15 protein-coding genes and 1 pseudogene are annotated in these 21486 nt (G+C 34.6%); 2 read left to right on the top strand and 14 right to left on the bottom strand.

Annotated features, from left to right (window positions below):
• Positions 1–126 precede the first annotated feature (126 nt).
• The 3 genes from rluB to GQ590_RS07465 all read right to left on the bottom strand — a co-directional run bounded on the left by rluB (position 127) and on the right by GQ590_RS07465 (position 2788).
• Positions 127–1143 (bottom strand): 23S rRNA pseudouridine(2605) synthase RluB, encoded by a 1017-nt coding sequence (gene rluB / locus GQ590_RS07475; protein ID WP_160407917.1) that lies wholly within the window; start codon positions 1141–1143, stop codon positions 127–129.
• Positions 1144–1224: 81 nt separating this feature from the next.
• Entirely contained in the window at positions 1225–1845 is a 621-nt protein-coding gene (locus GQ590_RS07470) for an L-threonylcarbamoyladenylate synthase (protein ID WP_160407915.1), read from the bottom strand.
• A gap of 109 nt (positions 1846–1954) precedes the next feature.
• Complete coding sequence (locus GQ590_RS07465; protein WP_160407913.1) at positions 1955–2788, bottom strand: PHP domain-containing protein; 834 nt, start codon at positions 2786–2788, stop codon at positions 1955–1957.
• A 70-nt stretch (positions 2789–2858) separates the two neighbouring features.
• Between GQ590_RS07465 and rraB the strand changes: the two genes are divergently transcribed.
• On the top strand, positions 2859–3254 hold the full coding sequence (gene rraB / locus GQ590_RS07460) for a ribonuclease E inhibitor RraB (protein ID WP_160407910.1): 396 nt from the start codon (positions 2859–2861) through the stop codon (positions 3252–3254).
• Positions 3255–3325: 71 nt separating this feature from the next.
• Here the strand turns inward: rraB and GQ590_RS07455 are convergent, their stop codons facing one another.
• From GQ590_RS07455 to prfA, 5 genes are all read right to left on the bottom strand, one after another.
• A complete protein-coding gene (locus GQ590_RS07455) occupies positions 3326–6004 on the bottom strand; it encodes a beta-N-acetylhexosaminidase (RefSeq protein WP_160407909.1) in 2679 nt (892 codons plus the stop codon).
• 9 nt (positions 6005–6013) lie between these two features.
• Positions 6014–7429, bottom strand: coding sequence for an OprD family outer membrane porin (locus GQ590_RS07450; RefSeq protein ID WP_160407907.1), 1416 nt, complete (start codon positions 7427–7429; stop codon positions 6014–6016).
• An 801-nt stretch (positions 7430–8230) separates the two neighbouring features.
• A complete protein-coding gene (gene kdsA / locus GQ590_RS07445) occupies positions 8231–9085 on the bottom strand; it encodes a 3-deoxy-8-phosphooctulonate synthase (RefSeq protein ID WP_160407919.1) in 855 nt (284 codons plus the stop codon).
• A gap of 15 nt (positions 9086–9100) precedes the next feature.
• Positions 9101–9937, bottom strand: coding sequence for a peptide chain release factor N(5)-glutamine methyltransferase (gene prmC / locus GQ590_RS07440; protein ID WP_160407906.1), 837 nt, complete (start codon positions 9935–9937; stop codon positions 9101–9103).
• Positions 9934–11019, bottom strand: a complete 1086-nt coding sequence (gene prfA, locus GQ590_RS07435) for a peptide chain release factor 1 (RefSeq protein WP_160407904.1) — start codon at positions 11017–11019, stop codon at positions 9934–9936. The genes prmC and prfA overlap by 4 nt, the downstream gene beginning before the upstream one ends.
• A gap of 232 nt (positions 11020–11251) precedes the next feature.
• On the opposite strand from prfA, the pseudogene GQ590_RS07430 reads away from it, so the two are divergent.
• Positions 11252–11419 (top strand): annotated as a pseudogene (locus GQ590_RS07430) (MGMT family protein); the annotation flags it as partial.
• A gap of 150 nt (positions 11420–11569) precedes the next feature.
• On the opposite strand, the gene GQ590_RS07425 reads toward GQ590_RS07430, so the two are convergent.
• The 6 genes from GQ590_RS07425 to GQ590_RS07400 form a co-directional block, all read right to left on the bottom strand.
• Positions 11570–12478: a lysine exporter LysO family protein gene (locus GQ590_RS07425; RefSeq protein WP_160407900.1), complete on the bottom strand. Its 909-nt coding sequence runs from the start codon at positions 12476–12478 to the stop codon at positions 11570–11572.
• 80 nt (positions 12479–12558) lie between these two features.
• On the bottom strand, positions 12559–13485 hold the full coding sequence (locus GQ590_RS07420; RefSeq protein WP_160407898.1) for a VirK/YbjX family protein: 927 nt from the start codon (positions 13483–13485) through the stop codon (positions 12559–12561).
• Positions 13486–13727: 242 nt separating this feature from the next.
• Entirely contained in the window at positions 13728–15029 is a 1302-nt protein-coding gene (gene eno, locus GQ590_RS07415; protein WP_065589160.1) for a phosphopyruvate hydratase, read from the bottom strand.
• A 47-nt stretch (positions 15030–15076) separates the two neighbouring features.
• Positions 15077–16714 (bottom strand): glutamine hydrolyzing CTP synthase, encoded by a 1638-nt coding sequence (gene pyrG / locus GQ590_RS07410; protein WP_160407896.1) that lies wholly within the window; start codon positions 16712–16714, stop codon positions 15077–15079.
• A gap of 233 nt (positions 16715–16947) precedes the next feature.
• Positions 16948–18657 (bottom strand): IgaA/UmoB family intracellular growth attenuator, encoded by a 1710-nt coding sequence (locus GQ590_RS07405; protein WP_160407894.1) that lies wholly within the window; start codon positions 18655–18657, stop codon positions 16948–16950.
• Positions 18658–18855: 198 nt separating this feature from the next.
• Positions 18856–21474 carry an IgaA/UmoB family intracellular growth attenuator gene (locus GQ590_RS07400; RefSeq protein ID WP_160407892.1) on the bottom strand — a complete coding sequence of 873 codons (2619 nt, stop codon included), beginning with the start codon at positions 21472–21474 and terminating at the stop codon, positions 18856–18858.
• Positions 21475–21486: the final 12 nt, after the last annotated feature.

The following is a 21486-nucleotide window of genomic DNA, read 5'->3' as shown; positions in this document are numbered from 1 at the left end:
TTTGCTAAACAACAATTAAATCGAAATTAATAGATTAAAATCAATAGATGATAATGACAATAATAGAGAGTTAGATAATATTTTGAAAACTCTCAATAAAGCTAACTTTATTGAGAGTATAAAAAACTATTTTCTGGTTGTTTTTTTTGCTGTTGCTTGACGCGGTGAACGTTGGGCTTTTGATAAATTGACTAGTTTAGCTCGTTTAGGGCGCTGCAACCGTTTGTCGGATGAGGTTTTGACAAAGCTTTTTTCTTGCTGTTGCATACCTACGATTTGGCGCAGGTAATTGACTGATTCAATATCTAACTCAAGCCATGTACCGCGTGATAATCCTTTGGGTAAAGTGATATCGCCATAGCGGATTCGTAATAATCGACTAACCTGCACGTCTACCGCTTCCCACATGCGGCGTACTTCTCGGTTACGGCCTTCAGTTATCACCACATTAAACCATTGATTAATCCCGTCGCCACCTTGTGCTTTTATTGATTTAAACGAGGCTGGACCATCTTCCAGTTGTACCCCTTTGCGTAACTGAAAAATTTGTTGATCAGTGACTTTTCCAAATACTCGCACTGCATATTCACGTTCAATTTCATGGCGTGGATGCATTAATCGATTAGCTAATTCACCATCAGTTGTGAATAATAATAAACCCGATGTATTGATATCAAGTCTGCCAATATTCACCCAACGTGCATTTTTTAATCTAGGTAAACGTTCAAAAACAGTTGCCCGTCCTTGCGGATCATTGCGAGAACAAATTTCACCCTCTGGTTTGTAATAAGCAAGTACTCGGCAAATTTCTTTTTCTTTGCTTCTTAGCTGAACTAAATGACCATTGATACGAATTTTCGGATTGGCATTAATGTCAATCCGATCGCCTAATGTGGCAATTTTTCCATCTACACTGATTTTACCTGCCACAATCATGGCTTCAATTTCACGGCGTGATCCATTACCTAAATTAGCTAATACTTTTTGGAGTTTTTCAGTATTGTCACGCGTTGCTGTTTTTCGTGTTACTGTTGATGTAATTGATGTTTTAAGCTTTTCGTTAGGCTTGCTTTCTTTCGCTTTAAACTTAACATTATTCGTCTTTTTGGCAAATTGTGGTAATGCCGATCTGCTGTTTTTCATATTATCCTCTCTGTTACCTTCTCAGGTATCATTTTATCTATTCACGCTATTGTCTAAATGTTAGCAATAAAAATGGTAAAATTATTCAAATGGTTTTGTGTCTCCACTGCCCTGACGAATAATTTCTGGATAGTGATTAGTTAAGTCAATCACGCTAGTAGGTTGTTCACCTATATAACCACCGTGCACTATCGCATCAAGCTGATAACCTATTTTATCTTCTATTTCGTCGGGATCGGATTGCGCTTGGTCATCATTAGGTAAAATTAATGTCGCAGTCATTAATGGCTGCCCTAATAATTCGAGCAACGCTAAATCAATTTTATTATCAGGAATTCTTAGTCCAATTGTTTTGCGTTTTTCATTCATCAATCGACGGGGTACTTCTTTACTTGCCTGTAAAATAAAAACATATTTACCTGGGGTATTATTTTTTAGTAACCGAAAAGTTGTGTTATCTACAAAAGCATAACTAGATAGTTCAGAAAGATCACGGCACATCAAGGTAAAATTGTGATTTTTATCAAGTTGACGAATTTGACAAATTCGATCAACACCCGATTTATTGTCTAGTAAACAACCCAGTGAATATCCTGAATCGGTCGGAAAAGCTATAACACCACCATCATTTAATATGTTGACAACTTGATTTAATAATCGAGTTTGCGGATTATCTGGATGAATATAAAAAGTTTGACTCATAATTTTCTTCTATATCAATATTATTGTTAATCAGATTTGCATGATTAAATTTTATATCGTTAACCTTATAGTGAAGCACGAATATAAATCGATTTTAAACCAGATTTATTTAGAGTTTCCAATTATGCCAAATTGGTATAACACTACCGGGTAGTGGGGTTGTTTTCCCTAAATCTAAATAGGTGTCAACACCATGAAAATCCGATCCTTGTGATGCCAATAGTTCAAATTCATTGGCTAATTTAGCTAATTTTTGTAAATCATCTTGCGTTTGCCTGCTTTGTGAAACTTCAATTGCATCACCACCACTAGATTTAAACTCACTTATTAATAATTTCAATTTAGTTAAAGTGAGATCATAGCGACTTGGATGCGCAAGTACTGCTTGCCCTCCTGCGGCATGAATGGCATTAACTGCATCTGAAATACTACACCATGTTGCAGGTACATAAGCATAACCACCTTTGCCTAAGTACGTTTTAAAGGCGCGTTTAATGTCTTTAACATAACCGTTAGCAACTAAAAATCTTGCAAAATGAGCACGCGAAACAATGTCTCCTTTTGCAAATTGTTGTGCTTGTTGGTAAGCGTTTTCAATACTAACTTTAGCTAATTTATGGCTTATCGCCAATGCTCGATCGATTCTTCCTTGTTCTTGTGATGATAGTAGTGTCGTTAACTCAGGATGTGTAACATCAATATTTAACCCAACAATATGGATTTCGTTGTTTTTCCAAGAAGTTGATATTTCAACACCACAAGCTAATTTAATAGGTAAATTTTCGTTAGCAATCGTTTTTTGAGCTTCAGGTAAACCTTTGACGGTATCATGATCGGTAATAGCCAAAATAGCAATTTGGTTATCTACAGCTTTTTTGACAAGATCGCTAGGTGTTAAAAGACCATCCGATGCCGTAGTATGTGAATGTAAATCAACGATCATTTTTTTCTCGAAAATTATTTTGAAACGTGTAATATACCATACAATTTGCTCGACCACTAAAAGGTATATTATGAAAGATCGAATTCGTCTTGCTCAGCAAGATACTAGCGCGATTATTGAGGAATTGTTAGAGGATGGTAGTGATCCTCATGCACTTTATATTATTGAACATCATGTTTCGTCACAACATTTTGATAAATTAGAAAAAGTAGCAGTAGAAGTCTATAAATTAGGTTATGAAGCAACCGATCCCGATGAAGATATAGACGATGCTGGTAATGTAGTTATCGGTTTCGATATTGTTACCGAAAGCCCACTCAATGCCGAAATAATAAATGCACAAATTGCAGAAATCATCGCACTTACTACCCAATTTGGCGTCACATATGATGGTTGGGGCACTTATTTTGAAGATGGGAATGATGACGATTTTGATGAAACTGAACTAATGGAAACGCTTCATTAAATATCATCAATTCCCTTTCTTAGGCTTTATTCTTATCCGATAAACGGATAAGAATATTAGTGCTTTAAAGCTTAATTTAGCTTTTCTATACGACTTGTTCTTTTTTGATCTGGCGAAATACTGCGAATAGAAACAGTATCACCTTTATTAATGGTAACTGGGCCATTATAGCGTTTCCAATCTTGTCCATTATTGGTTGAATATTCAATGTTCAACCCAGGAAAGGCAATATTGGCGTTTAATTTACCGTCTTTGATTTTTGCACCAGGAACAGGCAATCGATAATTGATATTTGCAAGATCAAGTTTAGCTAGCTCTCTTTGTCCAAGTAAATTAGCAAAGCGATTCCAATCATCATGTAACGCTTTGCTATCTACATAATGTGTTTCACCTTGCTGATATTGGCGATCTTTTTGATAAGCCATTTCCCAATCAGCTTGATGCCAAGCCCTTTCAGCAACCGCTAGTAAACGAGAAAAAGCCATATATTGCATTTTGTTATCACTACGGATATCTTCAGTCCAAATTTGTGCTGATAGCCCATAAGCACCTGACCAGTTCATAGTACCTTTAGCTGTAAATGGATTACCATCTCGGTCAACCGAAGTTTCAGCATTTTGTGGTAAATTATTGGGCGCAAAACTAAATATTTTACGTTCATCACTAAAACGTGTTGCCCAATAGTAACCACTTTCTTTTGGATTCACTTCATATGGCATATCTAAATAAACATAGTCTGGATTAGAGATAATCACTTGATAACCTTTATTTGTCCATTCATTAACTGAATCAAATCCCCCCCAATATAATGTGTCCCAAAAGTTAACTGTAACTTTATCGACTGCAAAAGATTTGGCATTTTCGGCATGTTTCATGCCATCTTGCCATGCTTGCATATGATTGATGCCATGCTCTTTAATAATGGTGCTGACTTGTTGGGCAAAATAACTTGGTAGATGTTCAATATCTTTTACCTCGCCTTTTCTCACAAAAGTTTGACAAGCTTGTGATTTAGCCCATGGATGATCTTCTATACTTTGATCAATAGTACCTTTAATATTAGTTTTTTCTTTTGCTTGCAGATCTTGATAACCTGCACCTAAACGGATATTTTTAGCTTCATCACCACCAAAATGCCAAGTATTAAGCGGTTGCCCTGCTTCAATATGCATTTTTGCGATTTCATCGATAACTTTATTAACAAAGCGTTTAGATGAATCAAGACAAGGATTCAAATAGCTTAAGCGATTATAAAATTGTACCGTTGTGGTATTGGATGTATCGGTTGGATCAACTAAACGATACTCATTAGCTTGTTGCTCTTTTCCTTCATTCATTAGGCGTTTATAACGTGCTTCCATTGATACTATTGCTGCTCTGGCATGTGCAGGCATATCGATTTCAGGAATAACCTCGATAAAGCGTGCTTTTGCATATTTGACAATTTCAATGTAATCATTACGACTTAAAAATCCTGATCCACTTGTATTACTATCAGGTCCCGAACCTAATTGTGGTAATAAACAATTTTGCTCTGTCAAATCATGACAACGTTTACTACCAATATCAGTTAATTCTGGTAATCCTGGAATTTCAATTCGCCAACCTTCATCGTCACTTAAGTGAAAATGGAATTTATTCATTTTATATTTTGCCATTTGATCTAATAAACTTAATATGGCTTGTTTAGATTTAAAATTACGCCCAATATCAAGCATAATTCCTCGATATGCAAAGCGTGGCGAATCGACTGCATTTAATGTTGGTATTGAATTAGCATGATTTACAGGAATAACAGATAAAATTGACTGAACTGCATAAAAAATTCCTGCTTCATCATAAGCGGTGATTAATGTCTTATCCTTTTTAATATCTAATTGATAAGCGCCAAATTTTTCTTGCTTGAATTGTTTAGGATCAACGGTTGCTTTTATTTGATAACCTTTTCCTGTTACTGCAATGTTTAATGCTTTAAATTGCGCTTTTAAAATAGCTAAACTTTCTTGATTTAAACCATCAAGAATTAAATTAACGCCTTGCTGATCAATCGTAACATCCTCTTTACCTATTGTAAGTTTGCTTGGTGTTGGTAAAATTTGTCCTCGTAACGATAAGTCAGATAATTTATTAATATCAGCGTTATACTCAAAACGGTTGGTAGGCGTCATTAAAATATTGTGATCATCAGCCGTTCTTTTCCATTGTTGTTTTATTGGTGCAACAAATGCCGATAAATTGTCAGAATCCGTGTTAGTGTTAGCAATAATTTTGGGTTTAGCATCGCTCGATGTGACATACCAACGTGGCATAACATCACTTTCACTTACAATCCAATATTCCCCAATAATTGGAATATTCACCGTTGTATTAGCAGGAAAACCAGTGAACTTTTCTGTTGGCTCGAGCTTATGTAAATCACCTGTAATATGGGTGATTTTAAACTGATCATTGTCTACAGCTAGAATCATTCTGATATTATCAAAATAGATAGCCCAATCTTTATTATTAATGGCTGTTCCAGTATTTTTAAGTGAAATCATTACGTTATTACAAGAAGCCCAATCAGCACCTAAAGCTGAACAGTTAACGCCATTTGCGTTTGCTTGATTGTCGACGACTTCATATTTAACATTAATTTGAGAACTAATCAAATCAGCAATTTGTTGAGAAGCATGTACTGATTGGATCGCACATATATTTAACAAAGAAAGGATTGAAGTTGCTAATATCGTTGTCTTAATCTTTTTCATCTTTTTTACCTATTTTTGTTTAGCACTAAAAACAGTGAATGGAATTGTAACAATAAATTTAATGTCCCGTTCATCTTGGAAGATATTACCGTATCCACCACCCCAGCTCGGTATATTTGAATGGTTATTATATTTGGTATAGTGCAATTGGAAGGTTGTATCTTTTGCCCAACTTTCTTGCACGGTATAACCTAAATCAAAGTTATATGCAGATTCAATCAAACGCTGTTTTTGATTGTATTGACGATTAGTGCTAGGTTTTGCATCCCAACCATAGGCATAAGACGCACCTGTTTTCCAACCCGCTAAATAATGAGATAAGTGACTTAAATCATAAGTCACTTCAGCAAACACTGCTTTTTCACCATTAGCATTGAAGTCTGAGCGAGAATTCCACCATATATCTAAACGACCATTTGATGAAGCATAATCAGGTGTCATACGCTGTAAAAAGAATCCCTGTTCTCCATCAGCTTTAACCGAAACGCCTTCAAGTCGAAGACCAACAGGACCAACTTGATAACCTAATGTCGCTGCTTGCAACCACGCTAAGCCATCATATACATCAGTACCTTTATGTGATTGATCTTTAGCACCATAAAATTGGTAGCTCATAGTCATAGGATTATCAAACACGTCCATTTTATAAGATACTTTGCCAAAAAATTGATTCATATAATTTTGTGCTTGGCCGAATGCGCTTTCTAACACTAAGTCATTTTTAAAGTCATACTTCAAACCTGCTGAGTGTAAAAAATCAATTTTTTTACCTTTTCCCCACTGTTTGAATTCATAAAGTCGTTTATACCAAGGTGCTTTATATTTATCACTCCACATATATGACATTGACAATGCACCAGCGCTATCAAAATCAAGCGTTGAACCTATCTCAAACCCACGATAAGTACCCGGTAATAAACTCCAATGTGGCGCAAGTAATGTTTGTCCTGATGGCTGAATATAACCTGCTTTTACCCAAAATAATTCGTCAATTTTGAAATTTGCTTGTGCTTTATAAAAGCTCAATCCGCTGACATCTTTTTTCCAATCTTCACTCCAACGAGTATGTGATCCACTAAATCCAATTTCATTTGGATGACCATTACCGCCATTACTCACTTCCCAAGCGCCATAACCACCGAGTTCAATAGCCAATCTATCGGCAATATAGCCTGATTTAAAATCTAAATTAGTATTGAATGAAGTGTGTCTTAGGTTTTTTTCATACTTATGTGTATCAATATCTTTGCGTTCACGATCTCGATTCCAAAAAAAGACATTACCAGTTAATGAAGAATCATCAACAAAATGGTTTTCGTAGGTAGCATAAACAGGAATGGCACTACTTAAAATAGATAAGGATAAAATCAATTTAGTTAAATGATTAAATGGACGAGGTTTTATTTGTGCATTATAGGTATTCATATTGGTTTTCCTAAAATGATAAATTTATGCTGTTTAACTTACAATAAACTATAAAAATGTGATTTATTGGTAAATTAAAATTAACTTTATTTTAAATATTTAACTCCTAAACTATATTTAGGTGGCATGTTTAGGTGGTATATTTAAATTCAGATATAAGATAAATATACATTTTTATAATGCATAAACATATTTTATCTAGCAAATTAAACACTCTAAATCGTGATCATAATCACTAAAAAAATCAATTTTTATGCAAATTTTTAGATGAAAGTCACAACTTTTTTTATTGCAAAAAATAATATGACAGGCTTTTTTTAGCGTTTTTTAAACTTATGACGGTATAGAATCCTGAATATTTTTTACAAAAATATCACCTAAAATATAAACCTTTGTATAAATATCCCATTGTAAATGGACAACCTACATACAAAATTACGTTAGTATTAATCAGTAAAGTCACATTATTTAATGTGTTATGACGATTTTGGAAGATGTTAATGAATATGTTCTAGATGAACGTTTGCTGTCAATATTTAGTCTATCACCAATTTTATTTATAATATCAACACGCTACCTATGATTTAGGATATGGCATTTTTTATGTATATTTATTACCATGGCTGAAAAATTGAAGATTAAAAAGTAAGTAATTTCTAAAAATTAATAACGTAAAATGACCACATAACCAAATAAAAAAGAGAAATCACATTTGGTTTCTCTTTTTTATTAATATGCTAAAAATACCGTTTACTTTATAATAAATAACGTTTTTTTAATCGTAGCTAAATAATTAAACTCTTAATGTTCTGTATCAATTTCATCAAAGCTTTTTACTAGCTCATCAATAGCTTTCATCTGTTTTAAGAAAGGTTCGAGTTTTGCTAGTGGTAACGCTGAAGGTCCATCACATTTTGCATGACTTGGATCTGGGTGAGATTCTAAAAATAACCCAGCAATACCAACAGCCATGCCCGAACGTGCCAGTTCAGTGACTTGACCACGACGCCCACCTGATGCAGCCCCCATAGGGTCACGACATTGAAGAGCATGAGTAACATCAAAAATCACGGGTGACCCTTTGCTTGCTTTTTTCATAATGTTAAAACCAAGCATATCAACCACTAAGTTGTCATAACCAAAACAGCTACCACGATCACAAAGGATGATTTGATTGTTACCCGCTTCTTCAAATTTTTCAACAATATTGCCCATTTGTCCTGGGCTGACAAATTGTGGTTTTTTAACATTAATGACTGCGCCAGTTTTAGCCATAGCAACAACTAAATCCGTTTGTCTTGCTAAAAAAGCGGGTAATTGAATTACATCTACAACATCAGCAACAGGCTGACATTGCGCTTCGGTATGGACATCGGTAATAATTTTAATACCAAACTGTTGTTTAAGCTCTTGAAAGATTTTAAGGCCTTCTTCTAGGCCTGGGCCTCGATAAGAATGGACTGATGAGCGATTAGCTTTATCAAAAGAAGCTTTAAAAATATAAGGAATATTTAGTTTATTGGTAACAGTGACATAATGTTCACAGATTTTCATTGCTAAATCGCGCGATTCGAGCACATTCATACCGCCAAATAGTACAAAGGGTAGATCATTAGCGACCGTAATATTACCAACGTTGACTTTTTTTTGCTGCATCATAAAATTTTCCTGTTAAGGTTTAAACCAACGACCAAGAGTGACTCTATCATTACCACTATAGTCGGTGAAAGTTTCAACTAATTGAAATCCGTTTTGTTTAAAAATGGTTTGCACTGCTTCGCCTTGTTTCCAACCATGTTCTATTAGTAACCAACCATATTGGATTAAGTGCTTGGTTGCACCTTGTACGATCAGTTTTATATCAGATAATCCATCTTCTCCTGAAACTAAAGCGCTTCTTGGTTCATAACGAACATCACCTTGTGATAAGTGAATATCAGTTGATTCAATATAAGGTGGGTTACTAACAATCATTGAAAATTTTCGGTTTTTTATTGGTTTATACCAATCACCATGTAAAAAATAGACATTATTTACCCCTATTTGGGTTGCATTTTGTTGTGCTAATATAAGAGCATCTTGACTTTTTTCAATTGCAGTAAATAAGCAATCTTGGCGTTCAGTTGCCATGGCAATAACTATCGCCCCAGTGCCAGTACCAAGATCCAATACTTCACAAGGCACTTTAGGAAGGTATTCTAAACTTAGTTCAACTAATTTTTCGGTATCAGGTCTAGGTATTAATGTTGCGCTAGAGACATTAAATTTCAAAGACCAAAACTCTTTTTCGCCAGTAATATAAGCGATAGGCTCGCCATTTTTCCTACGTTCTAAACATTCAGATAATGCAATCAACTCATCATCAGTAAGTAATGTTTCACTAAACGCCATTAAAAAGGTTCGTGTTTTTTGCGTAACAAAACTCAGTAAAATTTCGGCATCTCGCTTTGGACTTTCACTATCGGTTAAGGTTTGAGATGCACTTTTAAGCCATTGTAAATAGGTCATTCATCTTGTTCCGATAAAGCAGCAAGTTGATCGGCTTGATATTCTTGTACAATCGGCTCGATTAGCATATCTAATTTCCCTTCCATAACTTCATCTAAACGGTAAAGCGTTAAATTAATTCGATGATCGGTTACTCGACCTTGTGGGTAATTATATGTTCTAATTCTATCAGAACGATCACCTGAACCTAATAGATTTCGGCGTGTTGAAGCCTCTTCTTGTTGGCGCTTGCGTAGTTCCGCATCTTGAATTCTTGCAGCTAAAACTGACATTGCTTTGGCTCTGTTTTTATGTTGTGAACGCTCATCTTGACATTCAACAACGATGCCCGTAGGAATGTGGGTAATACGAATAGCAGAATCTGTTGTATTAACATGCTGACCACCTGCGCCAGATGAACGATAGGTATCAATTTTTAAATCAGCCGGGTTGATTTCGGGCATTTCTGCTTCAGGGACTTCTGGTAAAACAGCAACAGTACAAGCCGATGTATGAATACGACCTTGCGATTCGGTTTCTGGCACACGTTGAACTCGGTGACCACCCGATTCGAATTTCAAATGACCATACACCCCATCACCACTCACTAACATAATGACTTCTTTATAACCGCCATGTTCGCCATCATTTGCGCTCATAATTTCAACTCGCCAATGGCGCGATTCAGCAAATCTTGTATACATTCGGGCTAAATCACCTGCAAAAATAGCCGCTTCATCACCACCCGTTCCGGCTCTAACTTCAACAAAGCAGTTATAATCGTCATTAGGATCTTTCGGTAATAATAGTACTTGTAGTTGCTTTTCTTGCTCCTCAACTCGACTAAGTGCTTCGTTTAATTCTTCTTGCGCCATTTCGCACATTTCAGGATCAGATAGCATTATTTTAGCTGTATCAATATCCTCTTGAGTTTGTTTCCAATCCGTAAAACATTTAACCACACCTGTTAATTGTGAATATTCTTTAGACAAAGTACGAAAGCGATTTTGATCGGCAATAACCGAAGCATCAGACAATAATGCTTGAACCTCTTCATAACGCTCTTGTAGCGTTTCTAATTTATTGATAATTGAAGATTTCATAGAAGTATATTTTAGATGATAAAAATTAATTAAATTTGTAGTGCATTATATACTTAATTGCTTTTAAAATACAGTTTCAGCACTATGCTAATGCTTTAATTGAAAACATAGGCATATCAAGATGTTGATTTCTACATATCATTTTTGCGTTTGATATTTAAAGTTTCCATACCAACCACTTTTTTACACACAATATTAATCAATAAATTGATAGTTTTATCACTGTAAACTAGCAGTTGGTCATAATCCAATGTCCATTATCATTTCTTGTCATTGTGTTATTAGCGTTAACGGTAATTTAACAGGTTATGCTGGCGACATAGATAAAAAAATCAAACTGCTACAACATGAAGGGATCGACACCACACCATTTTTTGTGCCTAAAAATGAGCGTATATAAACCATCAATCAGCACAAAAACAGCCAAAAAATCGGTCAGGAAATGCATTGATTTTATTAAAGTTTTTTAAATCACAAAACGCACAATATACTAAAAATAATCATAATAATGTATATAATGCGATTTAGTTAACGGTTATGTGAATGGTTACTAAAACCCACCATAATTAAATAACGTAATCAATACCGGCATAATCAACGTCAATAAAAAACCTTGAGCAATAGCGGCAGGTACAATGGCTATTCCGCCACCTTTTTGTAGCATGGGTAATGTAAAATCCATTGATGTTGCACCGCACAGTCCTAATGTGGTTAATTGGTAGCGTTTAATTAGTGTTGGTATTAAGATAATTGCACATAACTCACGCAAAATATCATTTAAAAACGTCGCACTACCAATAATTGGGCCATGGGCTTCGGTCATTAAAATACCCGATAACGAATACCAACCAAACCCCGATGACATTGCAAGACCAACACGCGCAGGTAAATTTAGAATAAATGAGGCAATAACTCCACCTAAAAAAGCGCTTAACGTAACTAATAGCGTTGTTGTTATGCCTATTTTGTTAAGTAGAATATGTTTGATTGAAATATTATTACTGCGTAATTGTATTCCGACTAAAAACAATAAAAAAACCAACACAACTTGGGTGGTAATTTCGGCGTATTGCCAGATAAATAAAGGAAATAATCCACAAACAAACCCCAATATTAATGCAATACAAACACGCAATGACTCAAAAATCATTTTAAAACGTGATTCATAAGTTTGATTTGCTTTAACAGTTTTAACAGGAGAACAGTAATCAAAAATAAGCAAAACCAGAAAATTGCCACCAAATGTACAAACAAACAAAACACTGGCGTAGCATAAAATAGTTCGCAAATTAGTGGTTAAATTATCTAAATGAGCCAGTTCCGATCCCATAATGAATAAAATAAGGTAAATCATCCAACTTAACGCTTGGTTAATTTTGGTCATCAAATTATCATTTTTAATCTTAATTAAGTAACCAATAAACAATGGCACTAACGCAATAAGAATACCAAAATACATATTTTATTCCTTAACTATTCCTGACTTTTATTTTTAAATAATTGGATCAAACCTATGTTTTAAAATGTTACTGCTAATTATTAAGTCAATGATGCTAATTTTTGCTCAATATTAAGTTGAAGCTGATCCAATAAAGCGTAACGATTTCGGTATTCTGAACGTTTTTTACTGGCGATTTCTTCAATGGATTTTCGATTAATTTGACTTGGTAATATAAATAAACCATTGGCATCTTGTTTGCTATCAAGTGTTAACCAAAAATCATCATAATCAGACAAAATACGTTCCTGACGGCTGTTATAACGCCAATTATTATAAATATGGGTTTTATTACCCACGGCAACAATTTGCGTTAACTGGTAATAACGCGCAATCGTTAGTGCGGCTTCGACCACAATGCGTTTAGGAAACAGTCCATAGCACGCTTTAGTCGCTTTTTGTACACGCGTGCGCGCATCATCATGCCCTGTCCCTTGTAAACCAGCAATAAACAGTGTTGGCTTACCTTGATATTCAACGATTGAAAACGTTAAAGTGGCTAAATCAATGCCATCACTATCATAAAAATAAAGGCTGATTTCGCCCTCTCTTGCAAATTTATTACGGGCTTGCACTGCTATTTGGATGTTTTGTTCATTTTTAACCGTTACATCGGCCAATACAAAAGGCAATTGCGGATTATAAAAAGCCTTGCTTACACTGTCAGGTTGTTTAGCTAAAAAATCATAGTGATACGACAAAGCGTCATAACGGGCTTTTTGACTCAAGCAAGAGGCTAAATAAGGGCGCTGTAATTTACACGGCAAATTTGTTTGGCACGAAAAATAATCGCCAAGTAATGGATACTGTCTTAATTTATCAAGCCATTTTAGGGTGATTGGACTTAAAAACAAGGTTCTGAAAAAAAACTTATAACGATAAGTCGGATTGAGCCATAATTCGTTTAACGGTAATTTACCAGTATAAAGCCAGTTAAAAAGTTGCCATTTACTTTTTGGCCTAGACATATTCGTAATATTATTCATAAGTAGAAATTAAAATCGAGTTAGTTATTCTGTCAATTACTGGCGATTAAATCAATACACATTGATATTTATAATCAGCCATAAAAAAATCAAACGATAAGAGTACAACACAACCTGAATTGGTGCAACTGTTCCTATGATTATGCAAGATTAAATTAAATGAAAATAAAAAACGGTGAACTAGTCACCGTTTTTTAAGCAATAACGTCTTTTGTAAAAACGAATTATTGACCTTTAACTTCTTTTAAACCGTTGAATGGTGCTTTTGAACCTAATGCTTCTTCAATACGGATTAATTGGTTGTATTTAGCAACACGGTCAGAACGGCTCATTGAACCTGTTTTGATTTGACCCGCAGCTAAACCAACAGCTAAATCAGCGATTGTAGAATCTTCGGTTTCACCACTACGATGAGAAATAACCGCAGTATAACCTGCATCTTTTGCCATTTTAACTGCAGCGATAGACTCAGTTAATGTACCGATTTGGTTTACTTTAACTAAGATAGAGTTAGCGATACCTTTTTCAATACCTTGTTTGAAGATTTTAGTATTAGTTACGAATAGATCGTCACCCACTAATTGGATTTTGTGACCTAATGCTTTAGTTTGGTAAGCCCAACCTTCCCAATCGCTTTCATCTAAACCGTCTTCGATTGATACGATTGGATATTCATTAGTTAAACCTTCTAAGTAATGAGTAAATTCTTGAGCAGTGAATTCTTTGTTACCTTCACCTTTCAATACATATTTACCAGTTTCTTTGTTATAGAATTCAGACGCAGCACAGTCCATTGCTAAAGTGATGTCTTTACCTAAAACATAACCTGCTTTTTCTACTGCTTCTTTAATGCATGCTAACGCTTCAGCATTTGAACCTAAGTTAGGCGCAAAACCACCTTCATCACCAACAGCAGTATTCATGCCTTTAGCATGTAAAACTTTTGCTAAGTTGTGGAACACTTCTGAACCCATACGGATTGCTTCGCGTACTGTTTTAGCACCAACTGGTTGAATCATAAATTCTTGTAAGTCGATGTTATTATCAGCGTGCTCACCACCGTTGATGATGTTCATCATAGGTAATGGCATTGAATATTGACCTGGAGTGCCGTTAAGGTCAGCAATGTGTTGATAAAGTGGCACACCTTTAGCAGCTGCGGCTGCTTTAGCCGTTGCTAAAGATACAGCAAGAATTGAGTTAGCACCTAAATTAGATTTAAAATCAGTTCCATCTAAGTCAAGCATAGCTTGGTCGACAGCAGCTTGATCTAACGCATCTTTACCCACTACAGCTTTAGCAATTGGGCCGTTAACGTTTTCAACCGCTTTTAATACGCCTTTACCTAAAAAGCGAGATTTGTCACCATCACGAAGTTCTAACGCTTCACGCGAACCTGTTGACGCACCTGATGGAACGATAGCAAGACCAACGAATCCACCTTCTAAATGAACTTCCGCTTCAACAGTTGGATTACCACGAGAGTCGATCACTTCACGACCATGTACTTTAACGATTTTTGCCATGTTATTTTCCTCTATATGACAGATATATTACAAATGTTAATTTAAAACTATTTTTGCTGCTGCTCTTGATAAGCTTTAGCAGCCTTAATAAAACTACTAAATAGCGGGTGTCCATCACGCGGTGTTGAAGTAAATTCTGGATGGAATTGACACGCAACAAACCAAGGATGATCAGGAACTTCAATGATTTCAACCAATTTTTTATCGGTTGAAAGCCCAGTCACCTTTAACCCTGCTTTAACCACTTCTGGTAATAAATTATTATTCACTTCATAACGATGACGATGACGCTCAGTAATCGATTCATTTTTATACATACCGTATACTAATGAATTTGGCTCTAAATGACAAATCTGAGACCCTAAACGCATTGTGCCGCCTAAATCGCTATTTTCATTACGTTGCACAACATTACCCGACTGATCACTCCACTCAGTAATTAAAGCAATAATTGGACTTGCGCAATCTTTCACAAATTCGGTTGAATTTGCATCTTTAATGCCAGCAACATTACGAGCATATTCGATCATAGCAACTTGCAAACCAAGGCAAATACCCAAATATGGAATTTTATTTTCACGCGCGTAGCGAGCTGCCATGATTTTGCCTTCAACGCCACGATAACCAAATCCACCAGGAATTAAAATCGCATCTAAGCCCTCAAGTAGCTCACTGCCACGTGATTCAAGATCTTCAGAATCAATATAACGAATATGCACCGTTAAACGATTTTTTAATCCGCCATGTTTTAACGCTTCATTAACTGATTTATAGGCATCAGGTAACGCAATATATTTACCCACCATACCAATGGTCACTTCACCAACTGGATTCGCCTCTTCATAAATAACTTGCTCCCACTCAGAAAGGTCGGCTTCTTTACAATCAAGATTAAAACGTTTACAAACAAAGGTATCTAAATTTTGTGATTTTAATAATGCAGGAATCTTATAAATTGAATCAACATCTTTAAGTGAAATCACCGCACGCTCAGGCACATTACAAAATAGTGCAATTTTGGCGCGCTCATTAGCAGGAATAACACGATCAGAACGGCAAATTAACACATCGGGTTGAATACCAATTGATAATAATTCTTTTACTGAATGCTGTGTCGGCTTGGTTTTAACTTCGCCAGCTGATCCTAAATAAGGAACCAATGTTAAATGCATAAACAACGTATGTTCACGACCCACATCAACGGCTAATTGGCGAATTGCTTCTAAAAATGGCAGTGACTCAATATCGCCCACTGTGCCACCGATTTCAACAATCGCAACATCAAAACCTTTAGCACCATCAACCACACGCGACTTAATTGCGTTTGTGATATGAGGAATAACCTGAACTGTTGCCCCTAAATAATCGCCACGACGCTCTTTACGCAACACATCAGAATAGATGCGACCAGTAGTAAAGTTGTTTTTTCGCGTCATTTTAGTGCGAATAAAACGTTCATAATGCCCTAAATCAAGATCGGTTTCGGCGCCATCTTCCGTCACGAAAACCTCACCGTGCTGAGTCGGGCTCATTGTACCTGGATCAACATTAATGTAGGGATCAAGTTTAAGCATGGTGACTTTTAAATCGCGGGCTTCTAAAATTGCAGCAAGTGATGCTGCGGCAATGCCTTTACCTAAAGAAGAAACGACACCGCCTGTAACAAAAATATAATTCGTGACCATTAATACCAGACCATTATTTATTTAATAGAATAATATTACACTAAGGCTAAATGATAAAAAACCAATGCAATATATGATGAATCAGACGGGAAACTAGTATAACAGAATCTGTCTTACCTAACAATTGAATAATTAATTTTAACGGATGTTTTCAACAAGCATATTAGCCAAACTTATAACGAGTTTAGCTAATCAACTTTTATTAAATAATATCAATAATCGCGAAAATCAATCTAAATTATACCATTAGCGTATAACTTTTTAATTCTATTGTTACGAAGTCGATTCTGAATCAGTTTCAACAAGAACATAATACCGTTAAAAATGGTCGCTGAAGCTAAAAGCAAAAATAACAGCAGGTTTACACAAATTGGCAATAGATTTTCGCTTATATCTTTTTGGTATAACTTTTGCATATTTATGGTTAATGTTGAAATGGTATGATTAGTGTCATAATCAACATTTGAAACGAATCCCGACATCGTGACCACGATATGATCTACATGAAAGTTTTTGTCAGATTGTTGATCTACACTTTCACCCGATTGAGAACTTGTCTTTTTATTTATACCATGTAAAACAAAATATCTTGTGGAACTGGCTAAATGAAAAGAGGTATCGGTAGTTGCACTGTGAATTAATGATTGAATACATCTATTGGCTTGATTTTTAACAGGTACTTCACATGTCAATGACACATCTAAAAAATTAAATTTCACTACATCACCCGATTTGATGTTGCTCGTTATTAATTTTGATACATCATCAAAAAACCAACGTTTAGAATCGTGATTGTATTGATGATAAACAAATGAGAAATTATCACTGACTTTTGCTTGATAATTGACAGCATAAAGGTAGAACATGCCAACTAAAAAAAGCCATAAATTACGCCCCCAAAATTTTGGTGGGCCAAATTGTTCAACCTCTTTACTAACTGACATGTCGTAGCCATAACGGATAATTTTTTTACTGTCAATATCAACATCTAAATTAACATCAAAAGTGCTATTTTCAGGGATAAATGATTGCCAATTTTTAGGATACTTTAATTTCAAATCATGACCAATTTTAATCTCATTGGATTTAACAATTTTCTTATTTATTTTTCCTTTTACTTGATTAATAAATCGCACTTTAGCTTTATATTTTGGTTTACGAAAATAAAAGTAAATAGCAGCCAGAAAATTCACTCCAAACCAAAACAGATCGTTCAACTCTTTTGTATCCCAAAAACGATTAAAATAGCTTACTACAAAAAAACAAAAAAATGCCGTGAGTATCCCTCGATTTAATTTATTACGGGAAGCTGATTCTTGCGATGTTTCTTTTCGAACTGATAAAATTTCGTAACCCAATTTTTCACTCAGTTTAGGATGTGGACTTACAGTGTGTTTAATATTTTCATCTAAGTTTTCGCCTTTTGAGAATTTTGAAACGCCGCTCTGCCAATATACCGAACTTTGTTTATCATTTTTTTCATCTGCCAAATAGGTAGCATATAATGCTGAACCTATTTTGTGATCATTTAACTTAACCGCGATAGCGAAATTTTGCGTAAGCGCAATCTCAACTTCGTTATAATCACTAAGGTAACAATCCATGTTGAAAGGAAATACAATATCAATATTATGGATTTTATAAAAATAAGTGTTTTCGGAAGGCGAAAATTCAGTTTGTTTGACACACTCACCGGATATTGACATCACTTCTCTAGAAACTAAATGACTTTTTTTCCCTGATGATTGGTCACATGTTATCGATAAATAGCTTTCTACACTTTTTCTTTCCTCTTCAGTTAACATTCTAATAGATTTGAGGTTGTTAACCGAACTACCTGCCATTAGCTTTTTTTTATACTTAGTACTTCTATACTTTTTTATCGGATAAAAAACAAATGAAATAATAAATTGAATTAAGAAGACCAAACCTAATATCTGCATTATAACTAATTCCTTATAAATCTTATTTTATAATAATAACTATCTGAAACAATTGAGTCTTAATTTCTTAACCACTAAAATTAATGATTTACTGCTTTTCACTACATGATAAACCAATAATACCAGAACGAACAATTTCAACTAGATTAATTACACGTTTAGCGAATATAGGCTAAAAATATCAATTAAATAGAGTAATTATTTGATTCTATTTTCATATGCTTTGATGATGTTGTTTTTTCGTTGATTATTGGCAATAAGTTTGCAGCAAATTATTATACCATTAGACAATGCCATTAAAGCTGTAATAATAAAAATAACAACACCAATAAATACTGGTGAAGTTAATGATAATAGCTGGTGTTGATAGATGCGATATAGTAGGTCATCATCGATAGTTAGACTCGAAACGGTGTTGTCGTTTTGGTAATCAACCCCTGTCACTAAACCTGAAACTTTGACCTTTCCGCCCTTTCCTGATAAGGCATTATAGTATGTTTTTAACAAGACTATATCTTTGTCTTTGTCTTTGTCTTTGTCTTTGTCTTCATCTGGATAGTTGATTTTGATCTCATTTGCATTTGCTAACGCTAAGCTGACACTTTGTGGTGATTGTTGATAATTAGTTAGAGCTGTGTTTGCTTTGTCTAGGTAGTAAAATGACATACTTTTTTGTAAGTTGCTGATTTGTGTCTCTAAGTATTCAAGCGTACTTGCTACGATAATTTTGTCGTAGTTATGGTGTTGTTTGCTATATTCAACTAGTTGTGGCCATTGCTCTAGCTCATTGTCGGTTAGTTTGATAGTTTTGATTAGAATTAGTTTTATTTGTTTGCATTTGTCTTCTTCTAATAATTGGCAGCTTTGGTCAACAGTTAGAATTAAGCGATCAACATGTAACAGTTTGCTTAACACACTGCCGGGTTGGTATTCCTTGTTGTAGTTGCTGTTTTTTTTGTTTTTTTCGCTATTTAGCTCTTTTTCAAGCTGTTTTACGTCGTTGTCGCGTACTGTTTTAATTAAGTCGCCGTCAAATAATGCGTCGACTAAATTACTATTCGCTTTGGCTTCTTCAATATTGCTCGCAATTTGTTGGTTGATAAACACTTTATCACAATCTTCCAAATACATATCGCTTTCTGCATTACATGATGCACCTTTAAGTTTTATATTAATTAAATCGCCTTTTTTGATTGGGCTGTTTTTTAAAGATTTGGCATCTTTAATGTCCCAAACAGAAACATTGCTATCTAAAGGATAAGTAGCTAGTTGCAAATTGCTGGTGATATCAACTAGTTTGAAAGTCATAATGGATAAAATAAACGCAGTAACAAATAAAATAAGGTTGCGCATTATAAATTTGGGTGGACCAAATTCTTCAATTTCACGGCTGATGGACAATAAATTGCCATAACGGAGTAGTTTTTCTTTTTTTACAATGACATCAATATCAACATCTTCATCAGATTTATAAGGTAAAAAAGGAGTCCAATAGGCGGGATATTTTAAAGTTCGATTATCGCCAACGAGTATTCTGTTTTTTATGTCGTCTTTATAGTGAATTTTTGTTTTTATGCAGTTAACCTCTAAGGTACAAGATTGTGCCTTACGCAGGTAAAAGACAATAGATACAAGCAAGCTCAGCCCAATAAATAGCGGTAACCATGAGTCAAAAGTGTACCAATATTTAATATAGATTATAACAGTTAAAGCTAAAAAAACAGCAGCCAATATGCCATTGTTTTTTTTGTTTCTATTTGAAGATTCTATCGGTGTTTCTTGACGTTGTTCAACTATTTTATAACTAATTATAGGTTCTATTTCAATATATTCTTCATCAAATTTCATTATGCTGTCATTGGCATCGGCTAGGTTTTGTTCCGGTAAGATTTCTTCTTTTTTGCTTTTCCAAGCGGATTCAAAATAAGTTTTTTTATTTTGTTGCTTTTGCCGTTGTTGCTGCAGTTGTTCTTGTTTTGCTGTTTTTAAGTCATATTGATTGATTTTGACTACTAATGCATAGTGTTCAGTAACGACAACTTGCACGATGTTAATATCTTCAACATATCGTTCCATGTCATAAGGGAAAAAGACAACAATATCACCAATTTGATAAGTATAGATAGGATCGTTGCTATTATTAGAATGGTTAATAGCAATGCATGGACCAATAATAATTGACACATCAGAACTAACTAACGTGGAACTATGCTCATAATTTTCGACCATGGTTGGGTTATTGAGATAAGGTTCAAGTAGTTGCAACTCATCTTCATTTATTGGCCGAGTTAACTCGGAAGATGAAGGCGATGAACTATATAGGCTATTTTTTTTATTAGGTGTAGCACCAAAATCCGCTAATGTGTCTAAACTATAGCCATTAAAACTAATAACTATCGCATAATTCGAGGTAAAAACCACTTCCGCAACATTATGACTTAAAGAAAATAGCTGTAAATTATAAGGAAATAGCGCTTCAATACCATCTATCTCATAATAAAAATCCGTTTCTTCTGAATTGGTATAAAAACTGTGGCGAATACAAGAACCCTCAATAATTGATACTTCGGAGTCAATTAATGATGATTTTAATTTATAAGGTTTAACTAATTTTTTATTGGTAAGGTAAGGTGTTATAAGCTCAAGTTCTTCTGCTGTTAATCTTCTTGTTGTTTTGCGGTTATTTATAAAATCTTCTAGATTTTTTTTGTTTTGCTTACGTTCAGATTTAAAATCAGACCATTTACTTAGACCAATTAAGGCACTAAATAACGTAATTAAGAGTAAAATGATTTTTAAAGTGGAAATTGTATCCATTTTTTGTGTTTT

This window comes from Gilliamella sp. Lep-s35, from assembly GCF_009795845.1.
GTDB lineage: Bacteria > Pseudomonadota > Gammaproteobacteria > Enterobacterales > Orbaceae > Gilliamella.
This window is presented reverse-complemented; position numbering and strand designations above follow the sequence as displayed.

What these genes read in the sequence shown, in the direction of transcription:
- rluB (WP_160407917.1), bottom strand. Translation starts at nt 1,143, where the DNA reads ATGAAAAACAGCAGATCGGCATTACCACAATTTGCCAAAAAGACGAAT.
- GQ590_RS07470 (WP_160407915.1), bottom strand. Translation starts at nt 1,845, where the DNA reads ATGAGTCAAACTTTTTATATTCATCCAGATAATCCGCAAACTCGATTA.
- GQ590_RS07465 (WP_160407913.1), bottom strand. Translation starts at nt 2,788, where the DNA reads ATGATCGTTGATTTACATTCACATACTACGGCATCGGATGGTCTTTTA.
- rraB (WP_160407910.1), top strand. Translation starts at nt 2,859, where the DNA reads ATGAAAGATCGAATTCGTCTTGCTCAGCAAGATACTAGCGCGATTATT.
- GQ590_RS07455 (WP_160407909.1), bottom strand. Translation starts at nt 6,004, where the DNA reads ATGAAAAAGATTAAGACAACGATATTAGCAACTTCAATCCTTTCTTTG.
- GQ590_RS07450 (WP_160407907.1), bottom strand. Translation starts at nt 7,429, where the DNA reads ATGAATACCTATAATGCACAAATAAAACCTCGTCCATTTAATCATTTA.
- kdsA (WP_160407919.1), bottom strand. Translation starts at nt 9,085, where the DNA reads ATGCAGCAAAAAAAAGTCAACGTTGGTAATATTACGGTCGCTAATGAT.
- prmC (WP_160407906.1), bottom strand. Translation starts at nt 9,937, where the DNA reads ATGACCTATTTACAATGGCTTAAAAGTGCATCTCAAACCTTAACCGAT.
- prfA (WP_160407904.1), bottom strand. Translation starts at nt 11,019, where the DNA reads ATGAAATCTTCAATTATCAATAAATTAGAAACGCTACAAGAGCGTTAT.
- GQ590_RS07425 (WP_160407900.1), bottom strand. Translation starts at nt 12,478, where the DNA reads ATGTATTTTGGTATTCTTATTGCGTTAGTGCCATTGTTTATTGGTTAC.
- GQ590_RS07420 (WP_160407898.1), bottom strand. Translation starts at nt 13,485, where the DNA reads ATGTCTAGGCCAAAAAGTAAATGGCAACTTTTTAACTGGCTTTATACT.
- eno (WP_065589160.1), bottom strand. Translation starts at nt 15,029, where the DNA reads ATGGCAAAAATCGTTAAAGTACATGGTCGTGAAGTGATCGACTCTCGT.
- pyrG (WP_160407896.1), bottom strand. Translation starts at nt 16,714, where the DNA reads ATGGTCACGAATTATATTTTTGTTACAGGCGGTGTCGTTTCTTCTTTA.
- GQ590_RS07405 (WP_160407894.1), bottom strand. Translation starts at nt 18,657, where the DNA reads ATGCAGATATTAGGTTTGGTCTTCTTAATTCAATTTATTATTTCATTT.
- GQ590_RS07400 (WP_160407892.1), bottom strand. Translation starts at nt 21,474, where the DNA reads ATGGATACAATTTCCACTTTAAAAATCATTTTACTCTTAATTACGTTA.